We start from the raw sequence: 19952 nt of genomic DNA on the forward strand, positions 1-19952 counted from the left end.
CCTACTCCCCGGCGACTGCCGCCACGGGGCCGGCATTGTATCTCCGAGACGGCTCTAATGTGAAAATCCTTTCGGCCACGAGCAGGTCTTCTACACTGTCGATTTCGAACCAGCGCAGATCGTCACATCGGGCCGCGGTGAGCTGTAATCCGTATCGATCGATAAGATGGGCGAGCAGCTCCTCGGTATAGGCTTTGATCGCGCCTGAGCTGATCAGGTCGTGGAGGACCGGGACGACCATCGTTCGGAGGTCGGCATCAGAGAACCGGATGAGGTTCATCGTCTTGAAGAGCGCCGGCCCGCCTGATGCCAGATTCGCAAACGTCTGCTTTAGCCGCACTTCGGATATGAGGCCGTTGCTGGAAAGAATGACTGCGGACCCTTCCATAGATGGATCGAACGGCGCGACGGCGGCGGTATTTGCCGCGTCACCCATCATCAGGTGGCGAAGCGCATCCTCCTCGAAAAATACGTCACCCTCGAGCAGGTAGCAGTCTCCGCCAAGCAGAGCGTCCCGAGCTAACCAGAGCGAGTAGGCGCTGCCGGTACGGTCGAAGACCGTTGATTCGACATAGTTGATCTTGAGCCTGCCGAAGCGGCTGCCGCAGGCGTGGTGAATGTCGTCCTTGCGATAGCCGACGACGATCGTCACCTCGTCGACGCCGACCGCCTCGAGATTGCGCAGGGCGTTGTAGAGTATGGGTGTGCCATTGACCTCAACCAGGGGCTTAGGTCGCAGATCGGTCAGCGGGCGCAAGCGTGAGCCGAACCCGGCGGCGAGAATGACAGCTTTCTTGGGAGCATTGGCAGGCATTTCATTCCTCCTTCTTCGTTGCGCAATGTCGCGGTGTCATTCCCAAGCGTTGAGGAGTTCGACGAGCCGGCTCAGACCGGTCTCGAGCTTGTCAGGTGGAATTCCATAGGACAGGCGAAGGCCAACGGGATCGCCGAACGCGGTGCCCGACACTGCCGCGACGCCCGCTTCGGCGAGCAGAGTGTTCGCGATGTCGTCGGCGGTCGTTGAGGCACCGTCTTCCAATTTCCGTCGCAGCAGATCGGAAAGGTCGAGATAGAAATAGAAACCACCTTGCGCCTGGGGCACGCGGATCCGTGTCAGGGAGGAAAGGACGTTAAGGCCGAGCCGTCTGGCGTTTGCCAGCCGCGAGCGCAGCTTGCTTTCATAGACCCCGTCACCCCGCTGCAGATGTGCGAGCACCGCGTGTTGGGCGATTACGTTGGGGTTCGAACTGGTGTGAGATTGTAGGGCCTTGACGGCGCTTATCACTTCTTTTGGCCCCGCCAGATAGCCGATCCTCCAGCCGGTCAGTGCCAGCGATTTGCTGAAGGTGTTGACGATTAGCGTGCGCGCTCGAAGTTCGGGAGCGACCGAGACGATCGGGTGGTGGGCGTGATGCCCATGCACGAAGTCGCCGTAGCACTCGTCGAAAATGATCCAGAGGCTACGGTTGATCGCGAGTTGAGCGATGGCCATCAGCGTCTGAACATCGTAGACCGCACCCGCTGGATTGCTGGGGGTGTTGACGACGATTGCCCGCGTGCGTTCGGTGACCGCCCCCTTGATCTGCTCGATGCGCGCGACGTAACCGTTGGAGCGAGAGTCGACGAAGACCGGTCTGCCGCCGGCGATCAGCACCTGGGCCGGAAACGTTGTCCAGTAAGGCGCCGGGATGATGACCTCGTCGCCCGGGTTAAGCAGCACCATTGCGGCATTGAACAACGCCTGCTTCGCTCCGGACGTCACGGCGACTTCCTCGGCCGTCCAGGTGTCCCCTGTATCGAGGGAGACCTTCCGGGCCAGCGCCTCGCGCAGCTCTATCATCCCGACGGTATCGGTATAGCGATTGACGCCCTTGTTAATGGCGTCGATCGCGCCTTCACGAATGGTCGGGGCAAGTTCGCTCCAGATCTCACCGGCCGTCAGATCAATGATCTCCTTGCCGGCATCGGCCGCCACTTTTGCGGCAGCGCGAGCCGCGGCGGTACCCGATAAACCGAACAAGCTTGTCCGTTGCGCAAGCATGCGCGCCTCATTGTGTTCGTTTTGCTTTTCAAGGGACGGGCTGGGCACCTGCTACCGGTCGCCCCTCGCCGTCTGCGGCAGATATCTCTCTTCGGCCTCGGAGAGTTCTTGGTATTTCAGCAGATCAAAGAGCTCGTCGAGCGTCTCGACCTCGCTCTCGATCCCGGCGATGCTCTCTTCCCGGATGATACGATCGCAAACCTGGCGCATGGCCGACATCGCCGCGCGCATGTTGTGGTTCGCCCAGATCACAGTAGAGATTCCGGCCTCGCGATACTCGGAGACGGGCGTGCGGTAATATTTCGTAGGCACGATCACGACCGGAAGGCGGTTCTGCCAGGCGCGCGTGAAGGCGAAAATTTCCTCGGCATCGGACTTGCGGGAATGGATGAGGATGGCGTCGGCACCGGCCTCTGCGTAGGCGTGCGCCCGCACCAACGCCTCGTCCTGACCGTGGCCGGCGATGAGCGCCTCGATCCGGGCGACGAGCACGAACTCCGGATCCGGAACCTGGTCCTTCACGGCCTTGAGCCGGCCACAGAACTCACCAATGTCAGCCAGCGGGTGGCGGTCGCCGACGAACGAGTTCATTTTCGGGAAAGCCTGGTCCTCGAGGCAGACGCCGCACGCACCGTGCTGGCGTAGCTTGCGGGCGACCAAGCGCGCATTGTTGAAATTCCCGAACCCGCTGTCCCCGTCGACGAGAATCGGTATGCTCGTCGCGTCCGCCATACGCTCGACGACATCGACGACTTCGGACCAGGATGCTTCGCTTGCATCGCGATAGCCGAGGCTCGAGCAGATCGAGAGCCCAGAAGCCCACAGTGCCTTGAAGCCGGCCTTTTCGGCAATTGCTGCGGAGAGTGCATCGTGGGCTTCCATGAGGAATGACGGGCCGTCGTGGATGCGAATGAGGTCACGAAGGGTAGTTACACCTTCGCTTGCATTGCCGGCGGGATTCCACAGGCGATGCCCCTTTTCCGATAGTATGCGGATCCGACGCAGACCTGACATGGTGCTTTCCTCCCGTCGTTCCATTGATCGCGATATCACCCACAACATGAGGTCGGCAGTTCCTGCCGCCTCGCTACGAAGCAGTTCAAAACTCGTGCCAATTTGGCTGATCGAGCCGAAAAAGAAATGATGTGATTGCTTTTCAGCTATTTAGCCTGAGGCTCAACAAGGATTGGCTAAATAAGCCGGTGTCGCGGATCCGACTGGTGATGTGCCGAAGGAGCTAAAAGAAACGACATCGTAAAGTCATCGCGTCGGGCATATGGATGGCCAATGGGGTCGCGAATTTCGGCAGTAGCCGTGAGGTGAGCGTTTCACCAGTGGGGTCCAACCAATCTCGAGCGCTTCGATGACACCATAGGTAAAGAGCGTCGGGTGCTGGTGGGAAGCAACCATCGCCTCCCTACCAGCTTGAAATTTTCTCCGCCCCTGCAGCACTCCCGCCGCTGAACCTTTGCTTCGCCAATCGGGTCGAACTCGACCGCCGTGACGAAGTCTAAGAAAGTGCCATGTTCCAGTGTCGCAATCGCAATGTCTGCGGTGGCCGACCGGGTTGGCCGCCTGCAACCTCAGCAATTCCCGTCACCTGGCCGTCGTCAACCTTTGTAGATGCCCGGGAAAACGATGTCCTGATCGACGAGCACATTGAACCCGTAGCCAGGGCGGATCTCGAGCGTCGGCTGCACGTCCATGTTTCTCTGAATGGTTCGATCGGCGACACGCCCGAAACTCTCGGCGAAATTTCGTCTTACGGCATCCGAGGCCGTGTCTTGCGTCGCGAGTGTGGAGCTCTGCGGGATCGCCATGTCCATGCCGGTGCCGATCACAGCAATGAGGATGGCCGAACCGAAGGTCTGAAGCCACTTCCGGTCGACTTTGTCGCGGAAGCCGCTATAACCTTGAGCGTCAGTGCCGGCCATGCCACCAATCTGAAGCGTGGAGCCGTTCGGGAAGATGATGTCCGTCCAGACGACGAGGACGCGGCTTTGGCCGAACGACACCTTGCTGTCGTAGCGTCCGAACAGCTTCGTTCCCTGCGGAATCAGGAGACGGTGTCCAGTTGCTGAATCATAGACGTTCTGGCTTACCTGGGCGGTGATGCGACCGGAAAGGTCGGAATTGATGCCGGTGATCAGCGTCGCGGGAATGACCGAGCCACGCTTGAGCTCGTAAGGCGACTGCTGCGGGACAACACGGTTCGGAAGGTAGCCGAGCTCCTTGAGGTCGGCATTGAAGAAGTCCTCCTTGGAGCGCTGGGCGTTCGGGTCGGCGTTGACGCCGCCGAGACCAGCACGCAGAGCAGCCGCGTACAGGTCGGATGCTGCACCAAGCGTCGTCGCGGTGGAAATACCGTTCGTCGTCGTGGCGGCCGCAGCGGTCGTATCTCCTCCCCGCCCGTCGAACTTGCCGCGGTCGACCGTGATCGGCGCGTCATAAGCCGCGTCATGAGCCTGAAGCCGGGCCATCCTCTGGCGATGCCGCTCCCGGAGGTATTGTTCTTCCTGCTCTCGCTGCAGGCGGGCTCGCCAGACCTGTTCGGATTCCAGCTCCTGTGCCGGCTGTGCCTCTTCCCTGCCGCCCGGCTGTGGCGTGAACGGATTGACGGGTCGCTTCTCACCTTGCGTCTCCACAGGCGTCGGCTGCAGCGTCGTCGTTTGCTGCGGTTCTCCGATGATGGCGTCCCCTACACCTCGCTTGAGCTGATCCGCGAAAGTCGAGGCCGGATTGCCAGAACCGTCGCCCAGACCGGAATTCTGGCCGAGCAGGCCGCGCGAGGTGATACCGTAGAAGATCACGCCGAGCAAGGCGATGACGAGCACGATCACGATGATGATCGGCAGTCGATTGATACGCCTGATGCCGGCCTCGGGCGCTTCGTTCGGGGCATCGCCGAGTTTGAGAAATTGCACCATGGCTCCCTCCTATCCGCGACGCATCACGGAGAGCGGGCTCGCCGGCATTGCGCCCGTCGTAGTTACCTCATAGGCACGACCAAGCTCGACGCCGCGCGTCGACAGCCGCGCGAGGACCTGGCCCTCGAACGGCTCGACAACATAGGCAAGAGGGACGATCGTCGTGCTGGTGTCGGTCTTCTGGTCGGTGACGACAGCGTATCCTGACCCTTTGAGGGCCGCCTCCAGAGCTTGCCCGAAGGGCGAACCATCCTGCTTCAACGCGATGGTGCCGGTGCCTGGCCCGACGTGCTCGGTAAGGCGGCTCACCATATCGCTGGCGATCGAACTTGCGGCCGGGCCGGAGATGTCGGCCGGCGCGTTGCTGGAGACGAGGCCGCCCGGGCCAAGGCTCAGGCAACCGGAAAGAAGGGCGGCGAGCGTAGCCACGATGGCGAGGGAGCGAAACGAGCGGGAAATCGACATCATCGCCCTCCCCGCCGGATCGTGACCTTCTCCTGTTTCCAGCCAACGCCCGAGACGAGCACGGCCTTATCGACATAATAGTCGACGATCATCATATCGTTCTTCATGCGGTAATTGACGATGCGGTTCTGGCCGCCGGAGACGACAAACAGGACCGGCGCGTCCTGGCCGGAGATCGAGCGTGGGAACTGGATGTAGGTCTTGGCGCCATCGCTATAAACGCGACTGGGCCGCCATCCGGCGTGACCCGAAATCGAATAGCCGAACTGCAACTGCTCGACCGGAACCCCAGCGCCAGGGATCGGGCTCGCTTCCATGCGGGCGTTGACGTCGGCGAGTTTTGTCGACACGTCCTCGGGGTATTCAAAACCGACGCGGGCCATGTACTGCGTCTGATGCGACTTGAGCTGGATGTGATAGGTGCGTCGAGAGGTCGTCACCACCATCGAGGTCACCAGGCCGGGTTCGGAGGGCTTGACGATCAGGTGGATCGCCTGGGTGCCGGCGGCCCCGGAGGTTGCGGGTTCGACCTTCCAGCGTACCGTGTCGCCGACGAGAACGTCGCGCACAACTTCACCGGCCTGCAGCTCGATGTCGCACACCTGCAGCGGTGAGCATACGACCGAGGGCTGGATCTCGCCGTAGAGAAAGACGACCTTTCCGTCCACGCCTTTCGTGACAAGGCCCTGGCTCCCGCGCCAGCGTCCGGAAATACCCGTCCCTTTCGCTTCGTTGGTGCTGAGGCTCTGAGCTGCCGCCGGTGGCGCCCCCATCAGCGGCGAAAGAGCGATCGCCAGAGTGATTGCGGCAGGCCCGGCCGCCCGAAATGCTGTCTATCTATTCTTCATGTGCGGGTGCATGCCTCTCAGAGCTGGGCCGTCCAGTCGAAATCGCGGAGATAAAGACCGATCGCGTTGAAACGGATGATGGCCTCGTCCTGCGGAGGCGTAAGCGTGACGGTGGCGACGCCGCGGAAGCGCCGGACGGCGGTCTCCTTGCCCTTGCGGTCGCGTTCGAACTCGGTCCAGTCGATCTGGTAGCTCTGGTTGGACAGCGCGACGATGTTGTTCACCTCGATAGCGACCGTTGCGGTCTTCGCCTTCTCGAACGGCGATGAGGAGCGGAACCAGGCGTTGACCTTTTCGGTGGCAGGGTCGGAGGTTCTCAGATGCGCATAGGTGCGATCGATGTACTGCTTCTGCACGACAGCATCCGGCGTCACGCTCCGGAAGTTCGAGACGAAGCTGCCGAGCGTTGCCCTGACGACGCGCGGATCGGCATACTCGATCTGTTCGGGGAAGCCGGCGCTCGAGGCCGTGCCGAGCTTATCGACCTCGACGATGTACGGCACCAGCTTGACCTGCGTGCTCTGAAAAAGCGCATAGGAAAAGCCGATCACCGCCATGCTCATGCCGGCGATGCCGACAAGGCGCCAGGCGGCTGCGGCCTTGACATAGGAGCCATAGCGTTCGTTCCACTCCTGTCGGGCGGCAAGATAGGGGTTTTCGGGTGGGTTGCCTGAGGCCATGCTAGATCGGTCTCCTCATTTACTGTCGTCGATCGGCGGCGGCACAGGCCGGGAGGATGTACGCCCGCCCGATTGCCGGCCCGATTGCCGGCTTTGTTCGAGCTTGGCGTTGGCAAGCCCCAGGAGAGACCCTGCATAGGCGCCGGGCGACGCGATCGCCTTTTCCTTTGCGGCCGAGCCGGCGGCCCATCCGGCGCTGCCGATGCTTGAGGCCATGCCTCCAAGTGCAGCACCCGCCATCGACGCCCCGCCGGCTCTTGCGTCGCTCGCCGTCTGTGCGCCCCTGGACGCGGCGCTCGCGCCGAGGAATGCACCGCCGGCGGTAAAGGTCGCAGCCTGCGTCCCGTGCCGGATCGCTTCCATGCCGCCGGCGATCGACGCCCCCTGGACCACGCCCTGCATGATCGGAGGGACGTACATGGCGATGACGAACACGACGACCGATATGCCTGCAATGGCGAGCGTGGTGATGAACTGGTCGGAGGTCGCGGTCGGCGCCTCGGCCAGGGCGAGCAGGACGTCCGAGCCGATCTTGGCGATCATCACGAGCGCCATCAACTTCATGCCAACGGAAAAGGCGTAGACCAGATAGCGGACCGCGAAGTCCTTGGTGTAGGAGGAGCCTCCTAGTCCAAGCATGATCATCCCGGCCAGGAGCCCGACATACATCTCCACCATGACGGCCACGAAGATCGCGGCGACCAGGGAGAAGGAGATCACGACCACGACCATCGCGAAGACGGCGGCAATGGCGAGCGCGTTGTCTTCGAACAGGCCGAACTTCGCCTGTTCGGACATCTTGGATGCGACCCGAATGCCGGCATCAAAAATGTTGGCGGGCGAAGCCGAGCCGCCGCCGGCGCCGATCTGGAACAGGCTGTCGACCACGGCCTTGGCGAAGGCCGGTCCCTGGTCGAGGATGAAGGCGAAAAGGCCGATGAACATGATCCTGCGCACCAGCTCGGCGAACCATGCGTCGAGGCTCGCCGCATTGATCGCCAGCCAGACCGCGGCGATCCCGACTTCGATGCCGGCGAGAATCCAGAACAGCGAGCGTGCAGCGTTCATCACCGTCGTCTCCCAGCCCTTTGCGGCGGTGACGACCTGGTTCTCCAGTGTTGTCAGTACCGAACCTTGCTGTGCAAGCGCCGGCGCGCTCGCGAGCAGCACGATCGCGATCACGATGAACAGCGTCTCGAGCGCGCGGGAGGGGCGGGCAATCACCATCGGGGCTTCATCTCCTGTCCGCCGCGCACTTTGCGATCCGGATCGCCGCCGAAAAAGCGCTCCCGGTGCTCTTGACGCGCCGGCCCGGAGCCCGACGCCACCGCCGGCGTTTCGGTCGTGGCGTTCGGTTGCACGACTGTCGCACTGCACTTAAATGTGAGATTGCGCCCAGCTCGCTCAACCGCTGCACCTAATCATGAGATTCAATAGCCCTGAGTCTCAATTCACCTGCAGCGACTGAGAGTTTCTTGAAACCGATATGCCGGCGTCGATCGCAGCGAACCGCGTATAGTAAGCCCCAAGCGTTTGGCGCTTGAGTCCGGAGACGTACGTCGGACCAGCCTGATAGACGATTGAGACACCAGCGAGCAGCGCCATGCGGAGCCCAATAGGCAAGATCGGTGTTGCAATCGTAGGTCTTGGGAGTCTCTGTTCGGCTACAAGCTCATCGAAACCCGGAACGACGGCGCCAAGGATGGTGCAGCGGCCTATCGATGAGTGATGGCGGACTGGCTTCGGGCATCGTCTGATGAGGAGTAAACGGACGATATCGATTGGCGACACCCAACCGACAGATGCTCCCGTCAGCGACTGATCGATGAGCCGCTCGCCCTGGACGGCATCTACCCAAAGATCCTCGAATGGCAAGGACGTGCTTGCGAGGGCAGATGACCCCTCCCTCGTCTCTTGCTGCCGTTGCCTGCAAACGGGACAGGTTATACGCCAACCCTCGGTCCAGCCTCGCTGTACCGCAGTTGCGGCTCCTCGCGATCTGTTTTGCTCACAGCAGGGGATGCAGCATTGAATGGCGCGTGGCGCGACGAGCTGCGCTGCCGATTTCGGGAACCCGGACGTGGTCATCGCCAAGATTGTCGAAGGTTGGGTTCGAAACAGCCTCGCAATGTCAACGGCGGCGGTTGGCCCCAGGTTTGTATCAGTTTGCCGCAAAGATGTTGCCTCCGGAATGGCATGGCGAAGCATTGTGAGCGGGGCGACGCCGTAGAAATCGGCATGGCGCGTGATCCACGACGACAGGAGCTCATCTGGGACGGGTTTGAGAATGACAGGAAGTAAGTGGCCTTGTGCCGCTGAGCTCGCGGATCATGCGTAGGCTGTTTCGGCGCTAACTGGCGGGCGCCAACTTTCCACCGCTTCATCGGTGATGTGCTCTATGCCGCTCTCGATCGACTCGGCTGCCAGGCTCGTGATCGCGTGAAAAATATTTGCAGTGATGCCGCCGCTGATCTGCAGAATTTGACGTAGAGATTTCGGCGTCAGCACCGTCGGTCGGCGAAGCGGCATATTCCGCAAAATGGACGAGACTAGTGCTTCGAACTGTTCGTTGGCCGCCCACCTATTCAAGGTCAGCTCGCCGAATCGGCGGGCAAGCTGTACGTCGCCACTTATCGCTTCGCGGGCTTGAATTACGCCGAAGCAAACGAGGGAGATCTGAAGCCGATTGCTGAGAAATCGCAGCGTGTTCAGCACGCCCCGCTGCTCGCGGTACGAGCCGGCGAGAATGTTATGTACTTCATCGATCACCAGGACCTGGACGCCAACCGTTTTCAGAAGCCGCAACGCCGCCTGCTCCATCTGCACGATGGCGGCGCGGGGTGCCTGTGGCGCGCCAAGTGCAGCCAGGATCTCGGCATATAGACGGCGCTCACCTGGCTTCCCCGTCATCTCGATTGCCAGAACCGGCATAGCCTGAACGCCGGTCGTCGGATCAAAGCGGGAGGGGTTATTGTCGCAGAATTTTTCCATGATCATCGTCTTGCCCATGCCACTGTCGCCGTAGATGGCGACCGAGGGCATGCGCGTGCCGCGCGGATGGCCGACCAGCAGGTTGAGACGATCGAGTGCCTGCTTGGCGCGCGGATAAAAAAGCCATCGGCGAGCCTGAAGCGCGCGAACTCGGACAATATCGGGCTCGCCGAGGAGGTCTTTGGCCGCCTGCGTCAGATGGACGTTATCCGTGCTCAAAGGGGCTCAATCCAAATCTTCGACGGAGGGAACAGGTTTGCTTGAATCGACGCCACGAAGCGAGCCCACTTCATCGTCATCCACATTCGTTTTCGCAAGCCGGCGCCCTTGTGTCTTGTTTTTCGCCTGCTCGATCAGTTCGCGCTGCGAGAGCGCAGTGCGAATAAGGACGTGCATGTCAATTTCGCGTTTGCCCTGAGCGTTAAGTTTGCGTCGGGCAGCCTGCGCCTCCCACAACGTAATGGGTGCGAGTGTCACATCGGCATAGCGAGCCTCAACAAAGCTGCCTGAGGACCGCTTAACAAAGATGCGCGACAGATCGCGGGGATCGTATTTCACAATCAGGCGGGCCTTGGTTCGTCCAATATCGGTGGCCAGGGCGGGCGACCAGTAGCGGATGTTGAAAAGATGGATGCCGGTCGGGCGCAACGTTCTCTCTGCCTCCGGCAGGAAGGAGATCCAGAACTGCATACGATCGTTCGGCAGGCGCAACACCAACTCACTCTCCTGCTGTCGCCAGACCGCAATCGGTGGCCGACGGAGTGCGCCATCGATAGCATGATGGTATTGCCCAACGATCTCGAGTGCGATGTAGCGCTCAAGCTCTCGAAGCGTCAGTGTCGCATGGCGTTTGGCATCATACTGGCGCCGTTCCTCGATGTTGCTTGAGGTCGATCCTGGCAGCAGATGAACCGCGCCCATCTGCGTGCCGATCAACCGTTCGATGTGGCCGCCGAAATGAGGCGTCCCCGGCGGACGCCAATCGATCTTTATGCCGTTGTCCCGGCAAGCACGTTCGAATGCATGACTTCGAAAGTCCGCGCCGTTGTCGACATGTATCGTTCCCGGCAAACCGGCCACTGGCCACGCTTCATGGATACCCCTCTCCTGCAACCATTGGGTTTTGTCGAATACTGAGTGCAGTATGCATAGGCTTGTCGATAATCGCGACGGCGCCTCAATGGTCAGATAGAGGCCCGTCACCATCCGAGAAAAGATGTCCAACGCAAGTGTCAGCCAGGGCCGTCCGAGCGGCAGACGCGTTTCTTCGTCGACAACGAATACGTCAACTTTGGTATGATCGATTTGCACAAATTCGAGCGGCCGCGACGCCGAAAGGGCACCTGGCGTGGCCGTTGTAGCTTTGACGACCTCGCTCTCGCCGCGCTTACGCCCCCTCACCCGTAGATCGACTTCTTCAACCCGGGATTTGATGGTGCGCCAGTTTGGTGGAGCAAGGCCGGCCGCTGCGCAGGCGATTTGGACCTGGCGAACCAACTGCGCGAAGGACGGGCGTGTCGGCTTGAGATAAAAGCCTTCAATCGTTCGTCGCACGAGAGCTTCTCGATCTTTGTCGAGGGCACGATGTCCCTGGCGCCGACCGCGCTTGCGGTCCATCAGCGAACTTACAGTGCCACCTGCTCGAAACAGCTTGATCATCCTGTAGAGAGTGGCCCGGCTCAGGTCCAGTTCCCACGCCAGATCCGCTACAGCCTGACCGCTCAGGCTTTTTGGATAGCGCTCCACGAGCTTGCGGATTGCCTCTTCGCGCCGGCACGCCTCGTTCCAACGGGTTCGCTCCCCGTAATCATTGGTGTCGTCGTCCATGCTGCCCGCGAACAATTCAAACTAACGTTAGACCGTCAGAATCTCACATTAACTGCAGCGAGCCAAGCGCGAATCTCAAATTAAATGCAAATTCTCAAGTTAAGTACAAGGCTAAGGGCTTGCAATCATTAGGCGAGCAGTCTCACCTTTAAATACAGCGCGACACCCGAAGGTCGGCTGGAGGCCGACATAGCGGCCGAGCTTGCGGTGCTCGATGCTGTAGCGGCTACCTATCAGCTGGACGTGGCAAGGGCCGTGGCGAATCAGAAGGGGCGTTTGCTGACGCAGCTGCAGGTGCCGGGGTCCGGCGCCCGGCCAATGGCCGTGTTTCAGGTCGCGGCCGGCGAGCCAGTGCGCGCGCGGCCCGATGATCTGCGGGCTGCCGGCGCGGCGCTGGCCGACCTTCATGGTCAGAGACAGCTGGCCGCGCTCGCGCCCCAACGGGAGCTGGTCGCCGAGACGGAGATTGATCGCACCATCGCCCGGATTGAGGACGGCTTCGCTACCGAGCGCGCCAGGCTGATGGCTGCGGTGGCCGATTTGCGGGGTCAAGGTGTGAGCCGGGCGGTTGGGCCTGCAGGGTTCTGCCACGGCGATTTCCGGATGGCCAACCTGCACAGGGCTGGCGATCGGATCGTGATGTTCGATTTTGACGATTGCGGCATCGGTCCACAGCGGCTCGATCTGGCTACCATCGGGTGGTGGCTGGAACTGGCTGCGGGTGACGGGGCCGCCAAGTTGTGGCAATCGTTCCTTGCTGGCTATGGCCATGCGGACGGCGACGCCGAGCTGGGCAATTCCCTGCGGTGGCTTGTGGCAGTCCAGCACCTGCGGTCGCTGCGTTTCTTGCAGGACTACTGCCAGTTGGATGCCGAAACCTGGGCTGATGCCATGGAGAGCGCTGCCAGTATGCTCGAGCGGGCTGGCAGCAGTTCCTTAGGCTTCTTGGCGGGCGCGTGATAACCATCTTCGACGCCAGCCTGTCGGACGTGCCGTCGCTGGCCGAGCTTCAGGCCGGGGCGGCATTCAACCGGTGGATCTCCAGTCCGCCGCCGGTTGCGGAGCTTCGGACGGAAATCAAGGGGAAGCTGGTGGATATGGCGGCCGGGCGCGGCCGCTACATTGTGGCCCGTTGGGCGGGAAAGCCCGCCGGCTATGGCGCAGCCTACCTGACCCGATGCCAGCGGCGGGCTCACGTCGAGGTTGGGGTGGACCCTGACCATTTCCGCAAAGGGATCGGTACCGCGATCGTGGACGCGCTAATTGCGTACAAGCGAACGGTATCCTTGGAGCGGCTGGAGGCGGTCGTGGATGTCCGCAACAAAGCGTGCCTGACCCTGCTACGCTTGCGCGGTTTCCGCGAGGTGGAGACGGCGCCGAGGCCGGTCTCGTTGCGTTGGTGCAAGACGCCGGAAACTAGATCCCGGCCGGCACGAATGGTGCCGGGCGCCGCATGGTTAGACTTTTCGCCTAACTCGTGAATCAAGGTGGTTACAGGGTGGTCGGGTCGATTCTGCCAGCCGGCGAAACCATTGCAGCGGTCGGCAGCCGTCCACAACTCGCCCATCGCTTCCCACATCCCCTCTGATATTTGAGGTCTCGGGCGGCTGGGGGCGGTGCACCGCGCTAGCCCGGATATCTCACACTGTCTTTTGGCGTAGGTCTGAAGCGGGGATTTTGCGAGCGCGTGAGTTGCAGGCAAGGGCTGTCGCCGCGCGAAGCGGTGGTTGTGGTTCGGCGCTGTTTCCTTGCTATTGACGGGAGGGTGATGGGCGCGCTCAGGCGGCGGCTGCCGATAGTCTGGCGTAGGTCAGGGCCCACTCGCGCTGGAAGGGGCAGGCCGAGTTCATGGCCAGCCTGATGCGGCGCACCGAGACGCTGACCAGGGCGCCGATCTTGAACAGCTTGAGACGGATGGTTGCGCAGCTTGCCCTGGCGAGCCGTGTGTCCACCAGGCCGATGCGGCGCAGCGCGCAGATCAGCACATAGGCCATCGAGGCAAACCAGAGCCTGAGCTGGTTGGCCCGCAGGGTGGCCGCCGAGGTGCGGTCGGCGAACAGGTCGAGCTGACATTCCTTGATGCGGTTTTCCATCTCGCCGCGGGCGCAGTAGAGGTCCTCGTAGAGGCATTGCGCCGGCCAGGCCTCGGCGGCGAGCGAGGTGACGACAAAGCGCGGGTTGGCCTCGCCTTGCGTCCACTCGGCCTTGGCCACGACCCGGCGCCGGCCGCTCCAGCACTTCCGGGTGGTCCACAGGAAGTCCTTGAAGCGGCGGGCCGGCCGGCTGGTGAGGGCACTTTCCACCCTGGCCGCGTCCAGTTCAGCCGCGATGTGGCGGGCCAACCGAACATTGCGGGCCAGACCGAACAGGTAGTCGACGGCGTTCTGCTCGCACCAGGCCATCAGCTCCTCACGAGCGAAGCCGGAATCGGCGCGCAGCACGATGCGAACCTTGGGCCAGCGCTGGCGCAGCTGGTGCACGATGCGCTCGATCTCCTGAACCGCGCCGGCGGCGGCGTCGATGTTGGCGGGCCGCAGCTTGGCACACAACAGGTGATCGCCGCAGAAGACGTAGAGCGGCAGGTAGCAGTGTAGTAGCCGTGGAAGAAGCGCCCCTCCTGGTTGCCGTGCAGGGGATCGCCGGTGGCGTCCAGATCCAGCACGATCTCTTCGGGCGCAGTCGCGTGCGCGCCCATGAACAGCTCGACGAACAGCGCCTCGATCGCCGCCGGATCGTGGCTGATCTTGTGATAGCGCGAAGGCTGCGGCCGGCTCAGCTCCAGCCGGTTGAGCGTCGACTTGCCGGCGACGGCCGCGCATTTCTTGTGACGGCGCGCCTTGAGCTTGCCGGCCAGCACCGCCAGCACCGGATCATGGCGCAGTTCGTCGTGGTCGTTGAGGTCTTCATAGCCGAGCGCAAGCGCGAAGATCCGCTGCCCGACCAGCGTCTTCACCGCATGCTCGATCAAGCCCGTAGCTTGCGCGAGAGAAAGCGCGAGCGGAATTCGCCATACCGCCAATGATCATAGCGCCCGCAGTGTCACCGTGGGTCGTCAGTCACCTCCTCTTGGGTGTTGCTCAGGACGGAGCCGCTGCCAAAGTCGGCCACGAACAGCACCGAGGTTCCCCAGTTGAACTCGAATGTGTAGCTGTTGCCGCCGGCCGTCGCGTAGTAACCGGCTGGGGCCGCTGTCGGGTGGCCCGGCCCGGTATCGCCATACTGGGAATTCAGCGCGATCGCATAGGCATTGTTGCCTTTGGTGTCCTGCGGGCCGCCGATGAAAGCGAACAGGCAAAGACCGGCTGAATTCGCCTGGAAGCCCAGCTGCATGTACTGCGGCAGCGTGGCCGCCTTCAGCGTGGTGTCGACAGCGACCGGGCCGGCGTCGCCGGTGGTCGGCAAAGGCGTTGGCGCCGCCCCCATGCCCGGTCCATAGACCGCGATCCAGATCGGCGTGTTGGTGTTCACGCTGACGTTGGTGAGGTTCAGATTGTTGCCCGCCAATTGTTGATCAGGATGGTGGGCTGCAAAGCCAGCCCGGCGCCAGCAGGAATTGCGGCTGGCTGCTGCCGCTGGTCAGCGCCAGCTTGCCGACATTGTTCATCTCGGAAGCATTCTGGAAGGTTCTGTCGCAAACTTTCGGAAAGGTCATTTGCTGCATGACGCTTGCTCTTTTTTCCGGGAGTTTGTCATGTTCAAAGGCCGCCATTTTGATCGATCCGTGATCCTGCTGTGCGTTCGCTGGTATCTTGCCTACAATCTCAGCCTGCGCGATCTGGAAGAGATGATGGCCGAGCGCGGCATTCACGTCGACCATTCCACTGTCCACCGCTGGGTCGTGCATTTTTCGCCTCTACTGCTTGAACGCTTCAACCGGCGCAAGCGGAGCGTCACTGGAAAATGGCACATGGACGAAACCTACATCAAGGTTCGAGGCCAATGGATGTATCTCTATCGTGAGAATGAGCGGGACCTTGGGCCGTATTTCGGGACGTGGTGGGCACTTGGAGGTGGGGTCCATTCGCATCTTGTAATGAAATCGCCGGCTTTCCGGTTGGCACAACCGTTGCAGAGTTGTTTTCGACGACATTTCGACAAATGGGAGAAACGCATGAGTCGCTGGAGCAAGCTGGTCGACGTCAGCCACCGTCAATGTCTAAGGGGAGGAGGGGGGAGTTCCTGCGTGCAATATCTGTTCGTCGGTGCCACAATGGTTTTGGCGTTACTGCCTCCGGTCGCCCGGGCCCAGGATATCGAGGGAGGCAAGGCGGTCTTCAAAAAGTGCGCCGCCTGCCACAGCGCTGCTACCGAAGCAAACAGAGTCGGGCCATCCTTGAAAGGCGTCGTGGGCCGGACAGCGGGGACCGTCCTTGGCTATTCTTATTCGAAAGCCATGAAGGATGTAGGCGCTGTGGGCCTCGTGTGGGATGAGCCGAACCTGATGGAATATCTGGCAGATCCCAAGGCGAAAGTGCCGGCGAACAAAATGGGGTTCCCTGGCCTCAAGAATCCCGACGACGCCAAAAACGTCATCGCCTATCTCAAGAGTGTGTCAGGTTAGAACCTTTGGCCTTGGCGTTTCGAGAACAACGCAAGGGAGGACTGACTGTGTTTCACGTTTTGAAAGCCGACTGTTCTGCCGGGCAGAGCGGCGAAACTATCCCGTTCGAGACGGCGGCAGCCAAAGCCATCGCGCTCGCCAAACCTGTTTGACATAGGGAACAGTCTCACTCGTCGGTGCATTAAGGAGGGTTTCGCTGCCGATATATGCTCGCCTATTTCGCTGCCTGCGTTCGATAATTCGGCCATGCACAGGTTTGCCGTTCGAACGGCGGATTTCGACGGGGAAGGGCCTTGTCTGGCTGAACGAGTGGTCGCCGGCGATGTGCGCGCTCTTGAGAACCTCGACCCACGAACTGCACTCAGGATGTTGACGGGAGCACCCGTCCCGTGGAGCTTCGATGCCGTGGTCATGCAAGAGCGCTGCGAGCGAATTGGCGACACCGTCGCGATTGACGAGCGGCCCCGTCGTGGTCGTCACATCCGTTTTGCTGGCGAGGACGTCAGCGCCGGCACGGAACTTGTAAGGCGGGGCAAGGGCCTGTCCGCCATGGATCAAACCTTGTTGGCAGCGGTGGGGATCGTCAACGTCCAGGTGCTTCGAAAGATCCGGATAGGACTGCTCTTCACCGGAACCGAGTTAAAAGAACCGGGTGAACCCCTCGAACACGGTCAGATTTACAACTCCAATCAGATCATGCTGAGCTCGTTGCTGGCGGCTTGTCCTTGGGCGGAGATCGTCGACTTCGGTATGGTCCCTGACAGCCTGGGTCTCCTTACAGACGTTTTCGCGCCGTTACGTCCTGTGATGCCCTGGTTACCACAGGCGGGGTCTCGGCAAGCGGGGAAGACAGATTAAGCCACGGCTCGACCCCGTCGACCTGGGGACGGAAGACCGGAATCTTGCGATATGACCTCAGTGCGGTGACCCGCTCCCGTGTCCACCGATTGCCATTGCCGGTCGTCAGTCCGTTGCGATTGAGGACACCGGCAATCACATCGTCATTGGCGATAAGGACGAGCTGTCGTACGGCGTCGACAATATCGTCAGGCGTCGCGTTTCTTTGCCCGCGGCGCCGCTTCGGCAGGCGCAGCTCGGTGTGGACACCACCAACCCAATGGATGACGAGGACGATCTCGGAGGTTCCATCATCGAGATCGGCAACCACTTCATTGATGAGCGTTCGCACGATCCGCTTCTTCAGCCTTGCATCGGTTGTCGGCGCCGTCCAGACGGCGCGGAGTTCCCCGCAAGTGCGGTTACCTGGGATGCGGACATGGGGATCGGCTGCGGCGCAACCGTCAGATGTTTGGCAATCTTGGCTTCGATCTCGCCGGCGCGAGCGAGCGCCTTGTTCCAGCGTGCTTCGAGCTGCGACGTCACCAGCCTGTTCTCCGGATCAGCCGCGTCGTATTGCCGGAATGCCCGGTCGGCGGCATAGCGCGCTGCCTCGAGGTCGCGCAGCAGGGCATCCTGAACCTGGTCGCGTTGGTTGGCCATGCGGCGTTCCGCCTCGATGGCGGCGGCAATGGCTCCTGGTTCGACCACCCCGAGCAGCGCCTCCTCGATCGCATCATCGACCCGCAGACCGCCGAAGGCGATGGAACGTGGTTCGCCGTTGTCGAGCAACCCTCGCCAACAGGAATAGCGCGGGATGTTATGGTTGGCTCCTGTGTAACGAACCGTCAGCTTCCGGCCGCACCTTTTGCAGCGGAAAAGGCCGGCAAGCAGAGCGTCGCCATGCTTCGGCGCTCCATGATGGCGACTGGCCGGTACATTGTCGCTGACCATCTTGCGGATCTCCTCCGCCCGTTCCCAACTGACATAACCTTCGGGTGCATCCGGGATCAGCGCCAACCATTCATCACGCGCCTTGCGGCGAATTCCAGATCGGCCACCGTATCCCGGTACGGAGCGACTCTTACCATAAGCATAAGCGCCGCCGTAGATCGGGTTCGCAATCATCCGGTGTATGGTTGCATAGTTGGGTCTGCGCCAGATGACATCACCGTCCGCGCGCCTGACCGGCAACTCCAACCCGTGTTCGAGGAACCATAGGAGCGCCTGCCGTGCACTGCCAAGTTCGGCGACTTTGTTGAAGACCAACGCAATGGCGTCCTGGATGCGCCGGTCGGGATCTTTCTCGATCCTGTCACCGACCTTAAAAAAGCCGACCGGGACCGTGACGACAAGCTCTCCGCGGCGTGCCTTCTCTTACCGGGCGGAAAGGGAACGCTGACGTAAGAGATCGAGCTCATACTCGTTGAGGCTGCCCTTCAAACCCAAGAGCAGCCGGTCATTGCCCTGGCGTGGTGCGTAGACCGCTTCCTGGTCGATCAGAACGGTATCAACGACGCGGCACATCTCGATGAGCTGCTGCCAATCGCGGCTGTTGCGGGCAAAACGCGATACTCGCGTGCCGCTACCGCCCCCACCTTGCCAAGGCAGACCTCGGCGACCATCCGGTCAAAACCAGCGCGGGTTACACCACCGGCGGCCGAACGACCAAGATCGTCATCCACCGTCTCAATGCGCGACCAACCAAGTGCTGTCAGGCGATCGCGCATGGCGTATTGAAGGGTACTGCTTTCGCGATTGTGCAGAACCTGGTGAGCCGAGGACTGCCGAACATAGAGAATAGCCTTCCGCTGCAGATGGTGCGGCCCGATCTTTTCATGCATCATGACCGGCCTCCTTCTGCTGGGAGGCGCGCCCGCAGTTTGCGTGATCGACGAACAGCCGCACGATGAGAACCGTCAGCGCCTGGCGGGTTTCCTCCGGCAACTCCGGCCATTGCGGCATGCCTGCGGTCATCCCCCTCTGCGGAGCCGAAAACAGATCGAACTGGTATGTCATGGACTGGCGAGGCATGGACATCTCTCCGACTCGTTTCGTGAGAGACCAATGCTGCGCCCATTACCGCAGATTGCGATAAGGCGTCGGCGTCTTCCAGTAACTTTGCCAAAGCATGCAGGCTCGCGAGATCGACGTGCGGAACCGGCAGGCTGCGCCAATATCCGCTCACGGAGCGGTCGAACATCCATGCTGGGACTTCAAGAAGCCGATCAGAAGAAGCACCAGAAAGGCTGCAGCGGAAAATATCCGTACCTTTGGCCAGCGCCTCATGGACATGCACGAGCTGACCGCACCAAGGATGCCACGGATATCAAAGCTCGCGAACCTCCGTCCCGTGGGTGTACTGTCGTCGTGTTGTACAACCATCACAGGCCACACGGAGCACTCGACGGCCTCACTCCAAGCGAGTATCTCAAAATCTGCCGACCGGATGACCCAGCCGTCTCATATGTACTGAGCGCGGACACTTGATTTTCGGAAGAACATATGACGTGCGACCTTGGCGCTGCCGAAAGCAATACCGCGAGCGACGATCATGCCTGGAGGTAACCGGTCTGCCAAAGTTTGGAACGGTACACCGGCTGAACGATTGATACACCAAGCCGCTGTTGCAATCGGCTGGACTGAACGACGTCGGCGATCTTGGTTCCGTGGGCGGCCCCTTGGTTTAGCTCGGGCCTGGAACGGATTTCCTGCTTGCTTTTTCCGCTTTGAAGCGCGATAATTCATTCCTGACAAGGAGAGAATTATGAGCGC

General features: G+C 61.3%; 23 protein-coding genes and 3 pseudogenes. 5 read left to right on the forward strand and 21 right to left on the reverse strand.

All coding sequences use genetic code 11. The features are described 5' to 3' along the window. Position 1: 1 nt before the first annotated feature. From NKJ23_RS28520 to NKJ23_RS28575, 12 genes and pseudogenes are all read right to left on the reverse strand, one after another. Positions 2 to 814: a phosphocholine cytidylyltransferase family protein gene (locus NKJ23_RS28520; protein ID WP_352496129.1), complete on the reverse strand. Its 813-nt coding sequence runs from the start codon at positions 812 to 814 to the stop codon at positions 2 to 4. A gap of 36 nt (positions 815 to 850) precedes the next feature. After that, a complete protein-coding gene (locus tag NKJ23_RS28525) occupies positions 851 to 2041 on the reverse strand; it encodes an aminotransferase class I/II-fold pyridoxal phosphate-dependent enzyme (RefSeq protein WP_352496130.1) in 1191 nt (396 codons plus the stop codon). 51 nt (positions 2042 to 2092) lie between these two features. Beyond that, complete coding sequence (gene aepX, locus NKJ23_RS28530) at positions 2093 to 3055, reverse strand: phosphoenolpyruvate mutase (RefSeq protein WP_352496131.1); 963 nt, start codon at positions 3053 to 3055, stop codon at positions 2093 to 2095. 596 nt (positions 3056 to 3651) lie between these two features. Continuing rightward, the gene (trbI, locus tag NKJ23_RS28535; RefSeq protein ID WP_352496132.1) at positions 3652 to 4968 is read right to left on the reverse strand and encodes an IncP-type conjugal transfer protein TrbI; all 1317 of its coding nucleotides are present in this window, start codon (positions 4966 to 4968) and stop codon (positions 3652 to 3654) included. 9 nt (positions 4969 to 4977) lie between these two features. Beyond that, the gene (trbH, locus tag NKJ23_RS28540; protein ID WP_502902578.1) at positions 4978 to 5433 is read right to left on the reverse strand and encodes a conjugal transfer protein TrbH; all 456 of its coding nucleotides are present in this window, start codon (positions 5431 to 5433) and stop codon (positions 4978 to 4980) included. Then, the gene (gene trbG / locus NKJ23_RS28545) at positions 5433 to 6230 is read right to left on the reverse strand and encodes a P-type conjugative transfer protein TrbG (RefSeq protein WP_502902581.1); all 798 of its coding nucleotides are present in this window, start codon (positions 6228 to 6230) and stop codon (positions 5433 to 5435) included. Before trbG ends, trbH begins: the two co-directional genes overlap by 1 nt. A 68-nt stretch (positions 6231 to 6298) precedes the next feature. Then, positions 6299 to 6961 carry a conjugal transfer protein TrbF gene (locus NKJ23_RS28550; protein ID WP_352496134.1) on the reverse strand — a complete coding sequence of 221 codons (663 nt, stop codon included), beginning with the start codon at positions 6959 to 6961 and terminating at the stop codon, positions 6299 to 6301. Positions 6962 to 6976: 15 nt separating this feature from the next. Next, positions 6977 to 8188, reverse strand: a complete 1212-nt coding sequence (gene trbL, locus NKJ23_RS28555; RefSeq protein WP_352496135.1) for a P-type conjugative transfer protein TrbL — start codon at positions 8186 to 8188, stop codon at positions 6977 to 6979. Then, positions 8182 to 8325, reverse strand: a pseudogene (gene trbK, locus NKJ23_RS28560) (entry exclusion protein TrbK); the annotation flags it as partial. The gene trbL and the pseudogene trbK, both read right to left, overlap by 7 nt. Before the next feature lie 82 nt (positions 8326 to 8407). Continuing rightward, positions 8408 to 9250 (reverse strand): TniQ family protein, encoded by an 843-nt coding sequence (locus NKJ23_RS28565; RefSeq protein WP_352496151.1) that lies wholly within the window; start codon positions 9248 to 9250, stop codon positions 8408 to 8410. 39 nt (positions 9251 to 9289) lie between these two features. Next, a complete protein-coding gene (locus NKJ23_RS28570) occupies positions 9290 to 10171 on the reverse strand; it encodes a TniB family NTP-binding protein (protein ID WP_352496136.1) in 882 nt (293 codons plus the stop codon). A 6-nt stretch (positions 10172 to 10177) separates the two neighbouring features. Then, complete coding sequence (locus NKJ23_RS28575) at positions 10178 to 11779, reverse strand: TnsB C-terminal domain-containing protein (RefSeq protein WP_352496137.1); 1602 nt, start codon at positions 11777 to 11779, stop codon at positions 10178 to 10180. 177 nt (positions 11780 to 11956) lie between these two features. Between NKJ23_RS28575 and NKJ23_RS28580 the strand changes: the two genes are divergently transcribed. Further along, entirely contained in the window at positions 11957 to 12739 is a 783-nt protein-coding gene (locus tag NKJ23_RS28580; protein WP_352496152.1) for a phosphotransferase, read from the forward strand. Continuing rightward, positions 12736 to 13260, forward strand: coding sequence for a GNAT family N-acetyltransferase (locus tag NKJ23_RS28585; protein WP_352496138.1), 525 nt, complete (start codon positions 12736 to 12738; stop codon positions 13258 to 13260). Before NKJ23_RS28580 ends, NKJ23_RS28585 begins: the two co-directional genes overlap by 4 nt. A 297-nt stretch (positions 13261 to 13557) precedes the next feature. Here NKJ23_RS28585 and NKJ23_RS28590 read toward each other — a convergent pair. From NKJ23_RS28590 to NKJ23_RS28600, 3 genes and pseudogenes are all read right to left on the reverse strand, one after another. Beyond that, a pseudogene (locus tag NKJ23_RS28590) lies at positions 13558 to 14738 on the reverse strand (IS1380 family transposase); the annotation flags it as partial. An 80-nt stretch (positions 14739 to 14818) separates the two neighbouring features. Then, positions 14819 to 15283 carry a hypothetical protein gene (locus NKJ23_RS28595; protein WP_352496139.1) on the reverse strand — a complete coding sequence of 155 codons (465 nt, stop codon included), beginning with the start codon at positions 15281 to 15283 and terminating at the stop codon, positions 14819 to 14821. Positions 15284 to 15290: 7 nt separating this feature from the next. Then, complete coding sequence (locus tag NKJ23_RS28600; RefSeq protein WP_352517406.1) at positions 15291 to 15488, reverse strand: hypothetical protein; 198 nt, start codon at positions 15486 to 15488, stop codon at positions 15291 to 15293. On the opposite strand from NKJ23_RS28600, the pseudogene NKJ23_RS28605 reads away from it, so the two are divergent. The 3 genes and pseudogenes from NKJ23_RS28605 to NKJ23_RS28615 all read left to right on the forward strand — a co-directional run. Further along, positions 15471 to 15737, forward strand: a pseudogene (locus NKJ23_RS28605) (IS6 family transposase); the annotation flags it as partial. The gene NKJ23_RS28600 and the pseudogene NKJ23_RS28605 overlap by 18 nt on opposite strands. A gap of 252 nt (positions 15738 to 15989) precedes the next feature. After that, positions 15990 to 16340 (forward strand): c-type cytochrome, encoded by a 351-nt coding sequence (locus NKJ23_RS28610; RefSeq protein ID WP_352496153.1) that lies wholly within the window; start codon positions 15990 to 15992, stop codon positions 16338 to 16340. 246 nt (positions 16341 to 16586) lie between these two features. Continuing rightward, positions 16587 to 17198 (forward strand): MoeA family protein, encoded by a 612-nt coding sequence (locus tag NKJ23_RS28615; protein WP_352496141.1) that lies wholly within the window; start codon positions 16587 to 16589, stop codon positions 17196 to 17198. Here the strand turns inward: NKJ23_RS28615 and NKJ23_RS28620 are convergent. From NKJ23_RS28620 to NKJ23_RS28645, 6 genes are all read right to left on the reverse strand, one after another. Continuing rightward, positions 17116 to 17529 carry a hypothetical protein gene (locus tag NKJ23_RS28620; protein WP_352496142.1) on the reverse strand — a complete coding sequence of 138 codons (414 nt, stop codon included), beginning with the start codon at positions 17527 to 17529 and terminating at the stop codon, positions 17116 to 17118. The two genes, NKJ23_RS28615 and NKJ23_RS28620, sit on opposite strands and share 83 nt — an antisense overlap. An 11-nt stretch (positions 17530 to 17540) precedes the next feature. Then, a complete protein-coding gene (locus tag NKJ23_RS28625; protein WP_352496143.1) occupies positions 17541 to 18446 on the reverse strand; it encodes a recombinase family protein in 906 nt (301 codons plus the stop codon). Positions 18447 to 18554: 108 nt separating this feature from the next. Next, positions 18555 to 18704, reverse strand: coding sequence for a recombinase family protein (locus NKJ23_RS28630; protein ID WP_352496144.1), 150 nt, complete (start codon positions 18702 to 18704; stop codon positions 18555 to 18557). Beyond that, a complete protein-coding gene (locus NKJ23_RS28635) occupies positions 18677 to 19024 on the reverse strand; it encodes a hypothetical protein (protein ID WP_352496145.1) in 348 nt (115 codons plus the stop codon). Before NKJ23_RS28635 ends, NKJ23_RS28630 begins: the two co-directional genes overlap by 28 nt. Next, on the reverse strand, positions 19014 to 19211 hold the full coding sequence (locus tag NKJ23_RS28640; RefSeq protein WP_031257050.1) for a hypothetical protein: 198 nt from the start codon (positions 19209 to 19211) through the stop codon (positions 19014 to 19016). Before NKJ23_RS28640 ends, NKJ23_RS28635 begins: the two co-directional genes overlap by 11 nt. Positions 19212 to 19640: 429 nt before the next feature. Next, on the reverse strand, positions 19641 to 19952 hold a 312-nt coding region (locus NKJ23_RS28645; protein WP_352496146.1), incomplete at its 5' end, for a hypothetical protein.

Origin of the sequence: Mesorhizobium sp. M0184, assembly GCF_040322215.1 — a bacterium.
Taxonomy (GTDB): domain Bacteria; phylum Pseudomonadota; class Alphaproteobacteria; order Rhizobiales; family Rhizobiaceae; genus Mesorhizobium.

Bases quoted from the DNA above. Each gene is read 5' to 3' on its own strand.
- NKJ23_RS28520 (WP_352496129.1), bottom strand. From the start codon at position 814: ATGCCTGCCAATGCTCCCAAGAAAGCTGTCATTCTCGCCGCCGGGTTC.
- NKJ23_RS28525 (WP_352496130.1), bottom strand. From the start codon at position 2,041: ATGCTTGCGCAACGGACAAGCTTGTTCGGTTTATCGGGTACCGCCGCG.
- aepX (WP_352496131.1), bottom strand. From the start codon at position 3,055: ATGTCAGGTCTGCGTCGGATCCGCATACTATCGGAAAAGGGGCATCGC.
- trbI (WP_352496132.1), bottom strand. From the start codon at position 4,968: ATGGTGCAATTTCTCAAACTCGGCGATGCCCCGAACGAAGCGCCCGAG.
- trbH (WP_502902578.1), bottom strand. From the start codon at position 5,433: ATGTCGATTTCCCGCTCGTTTCGCTCCCTCGCCATCGTGGCTACGCTC.
- NKJ23_RS28550 (WP_352496134.1), bottom strand. From the start codon at position 6,961: ATGGCCTCAGGCAACCCACCCGAAAACCCCTATCTTGCCGCCCGACAG.
- trbL (WP_352496135.1), bottom strand. From the start codon at position 8,188: ATGGTGATTGCCCGCCCCTCCCGCGCGCTCGAGACGCTGTTCATCGTG.
- NKJ23_RS28575 (WP_352496137.1), bottom strand. From the start codon at position 11,779: ATGGACGACGACACCAATGATTACGGGGAGCGAACCCGTTGGAACGAG.
- NKJ23_RS28600 (WP_352517406.1), bottom strand. From the start codon at position 15,488: ATGGCGGCCTTTGAACATGACAAACTCCCGGAAAAAAGAGCAAGCGTC.
- NKJ23_RS28610 (WP_352496153.1), top strand. From the start codon at position 15,990: ATGGTTTTGGCGTTACTGCCTCCGGTCGCCCGGGCCCAGGATATCGAG.
- NKJ23_RS28615 (WP_352496141.1), top strand. From the start codon at position 16,587: ATGCACAGGTTTGCCGTTCGAACGGCGGATTTCGACGGGGAAGGGCCT.
- NKJ23_RS28630 (WP_352496144.1), bottom strand. From the start codon at position 18,704: ATGTGCCGCGTCGTTGATACCGTTCTGATCGACCAGGAAGCGGTCTAC.
- NKJ23_RS28635 (WP_352496145.1), bottom strand. From the start codon at position 19,024: ATGATGCATGAAAAGATCGGGCCGCACCATCTGCAGCGGAAGGCTATT.
- NKJ23_RS28640 (WP_031257050.1), bottom strand. From the start codon at position 19,211: ATGCCTCGCCAGTCCATGACATACCAGTTCGATCTGTTTTCGGCTCCG.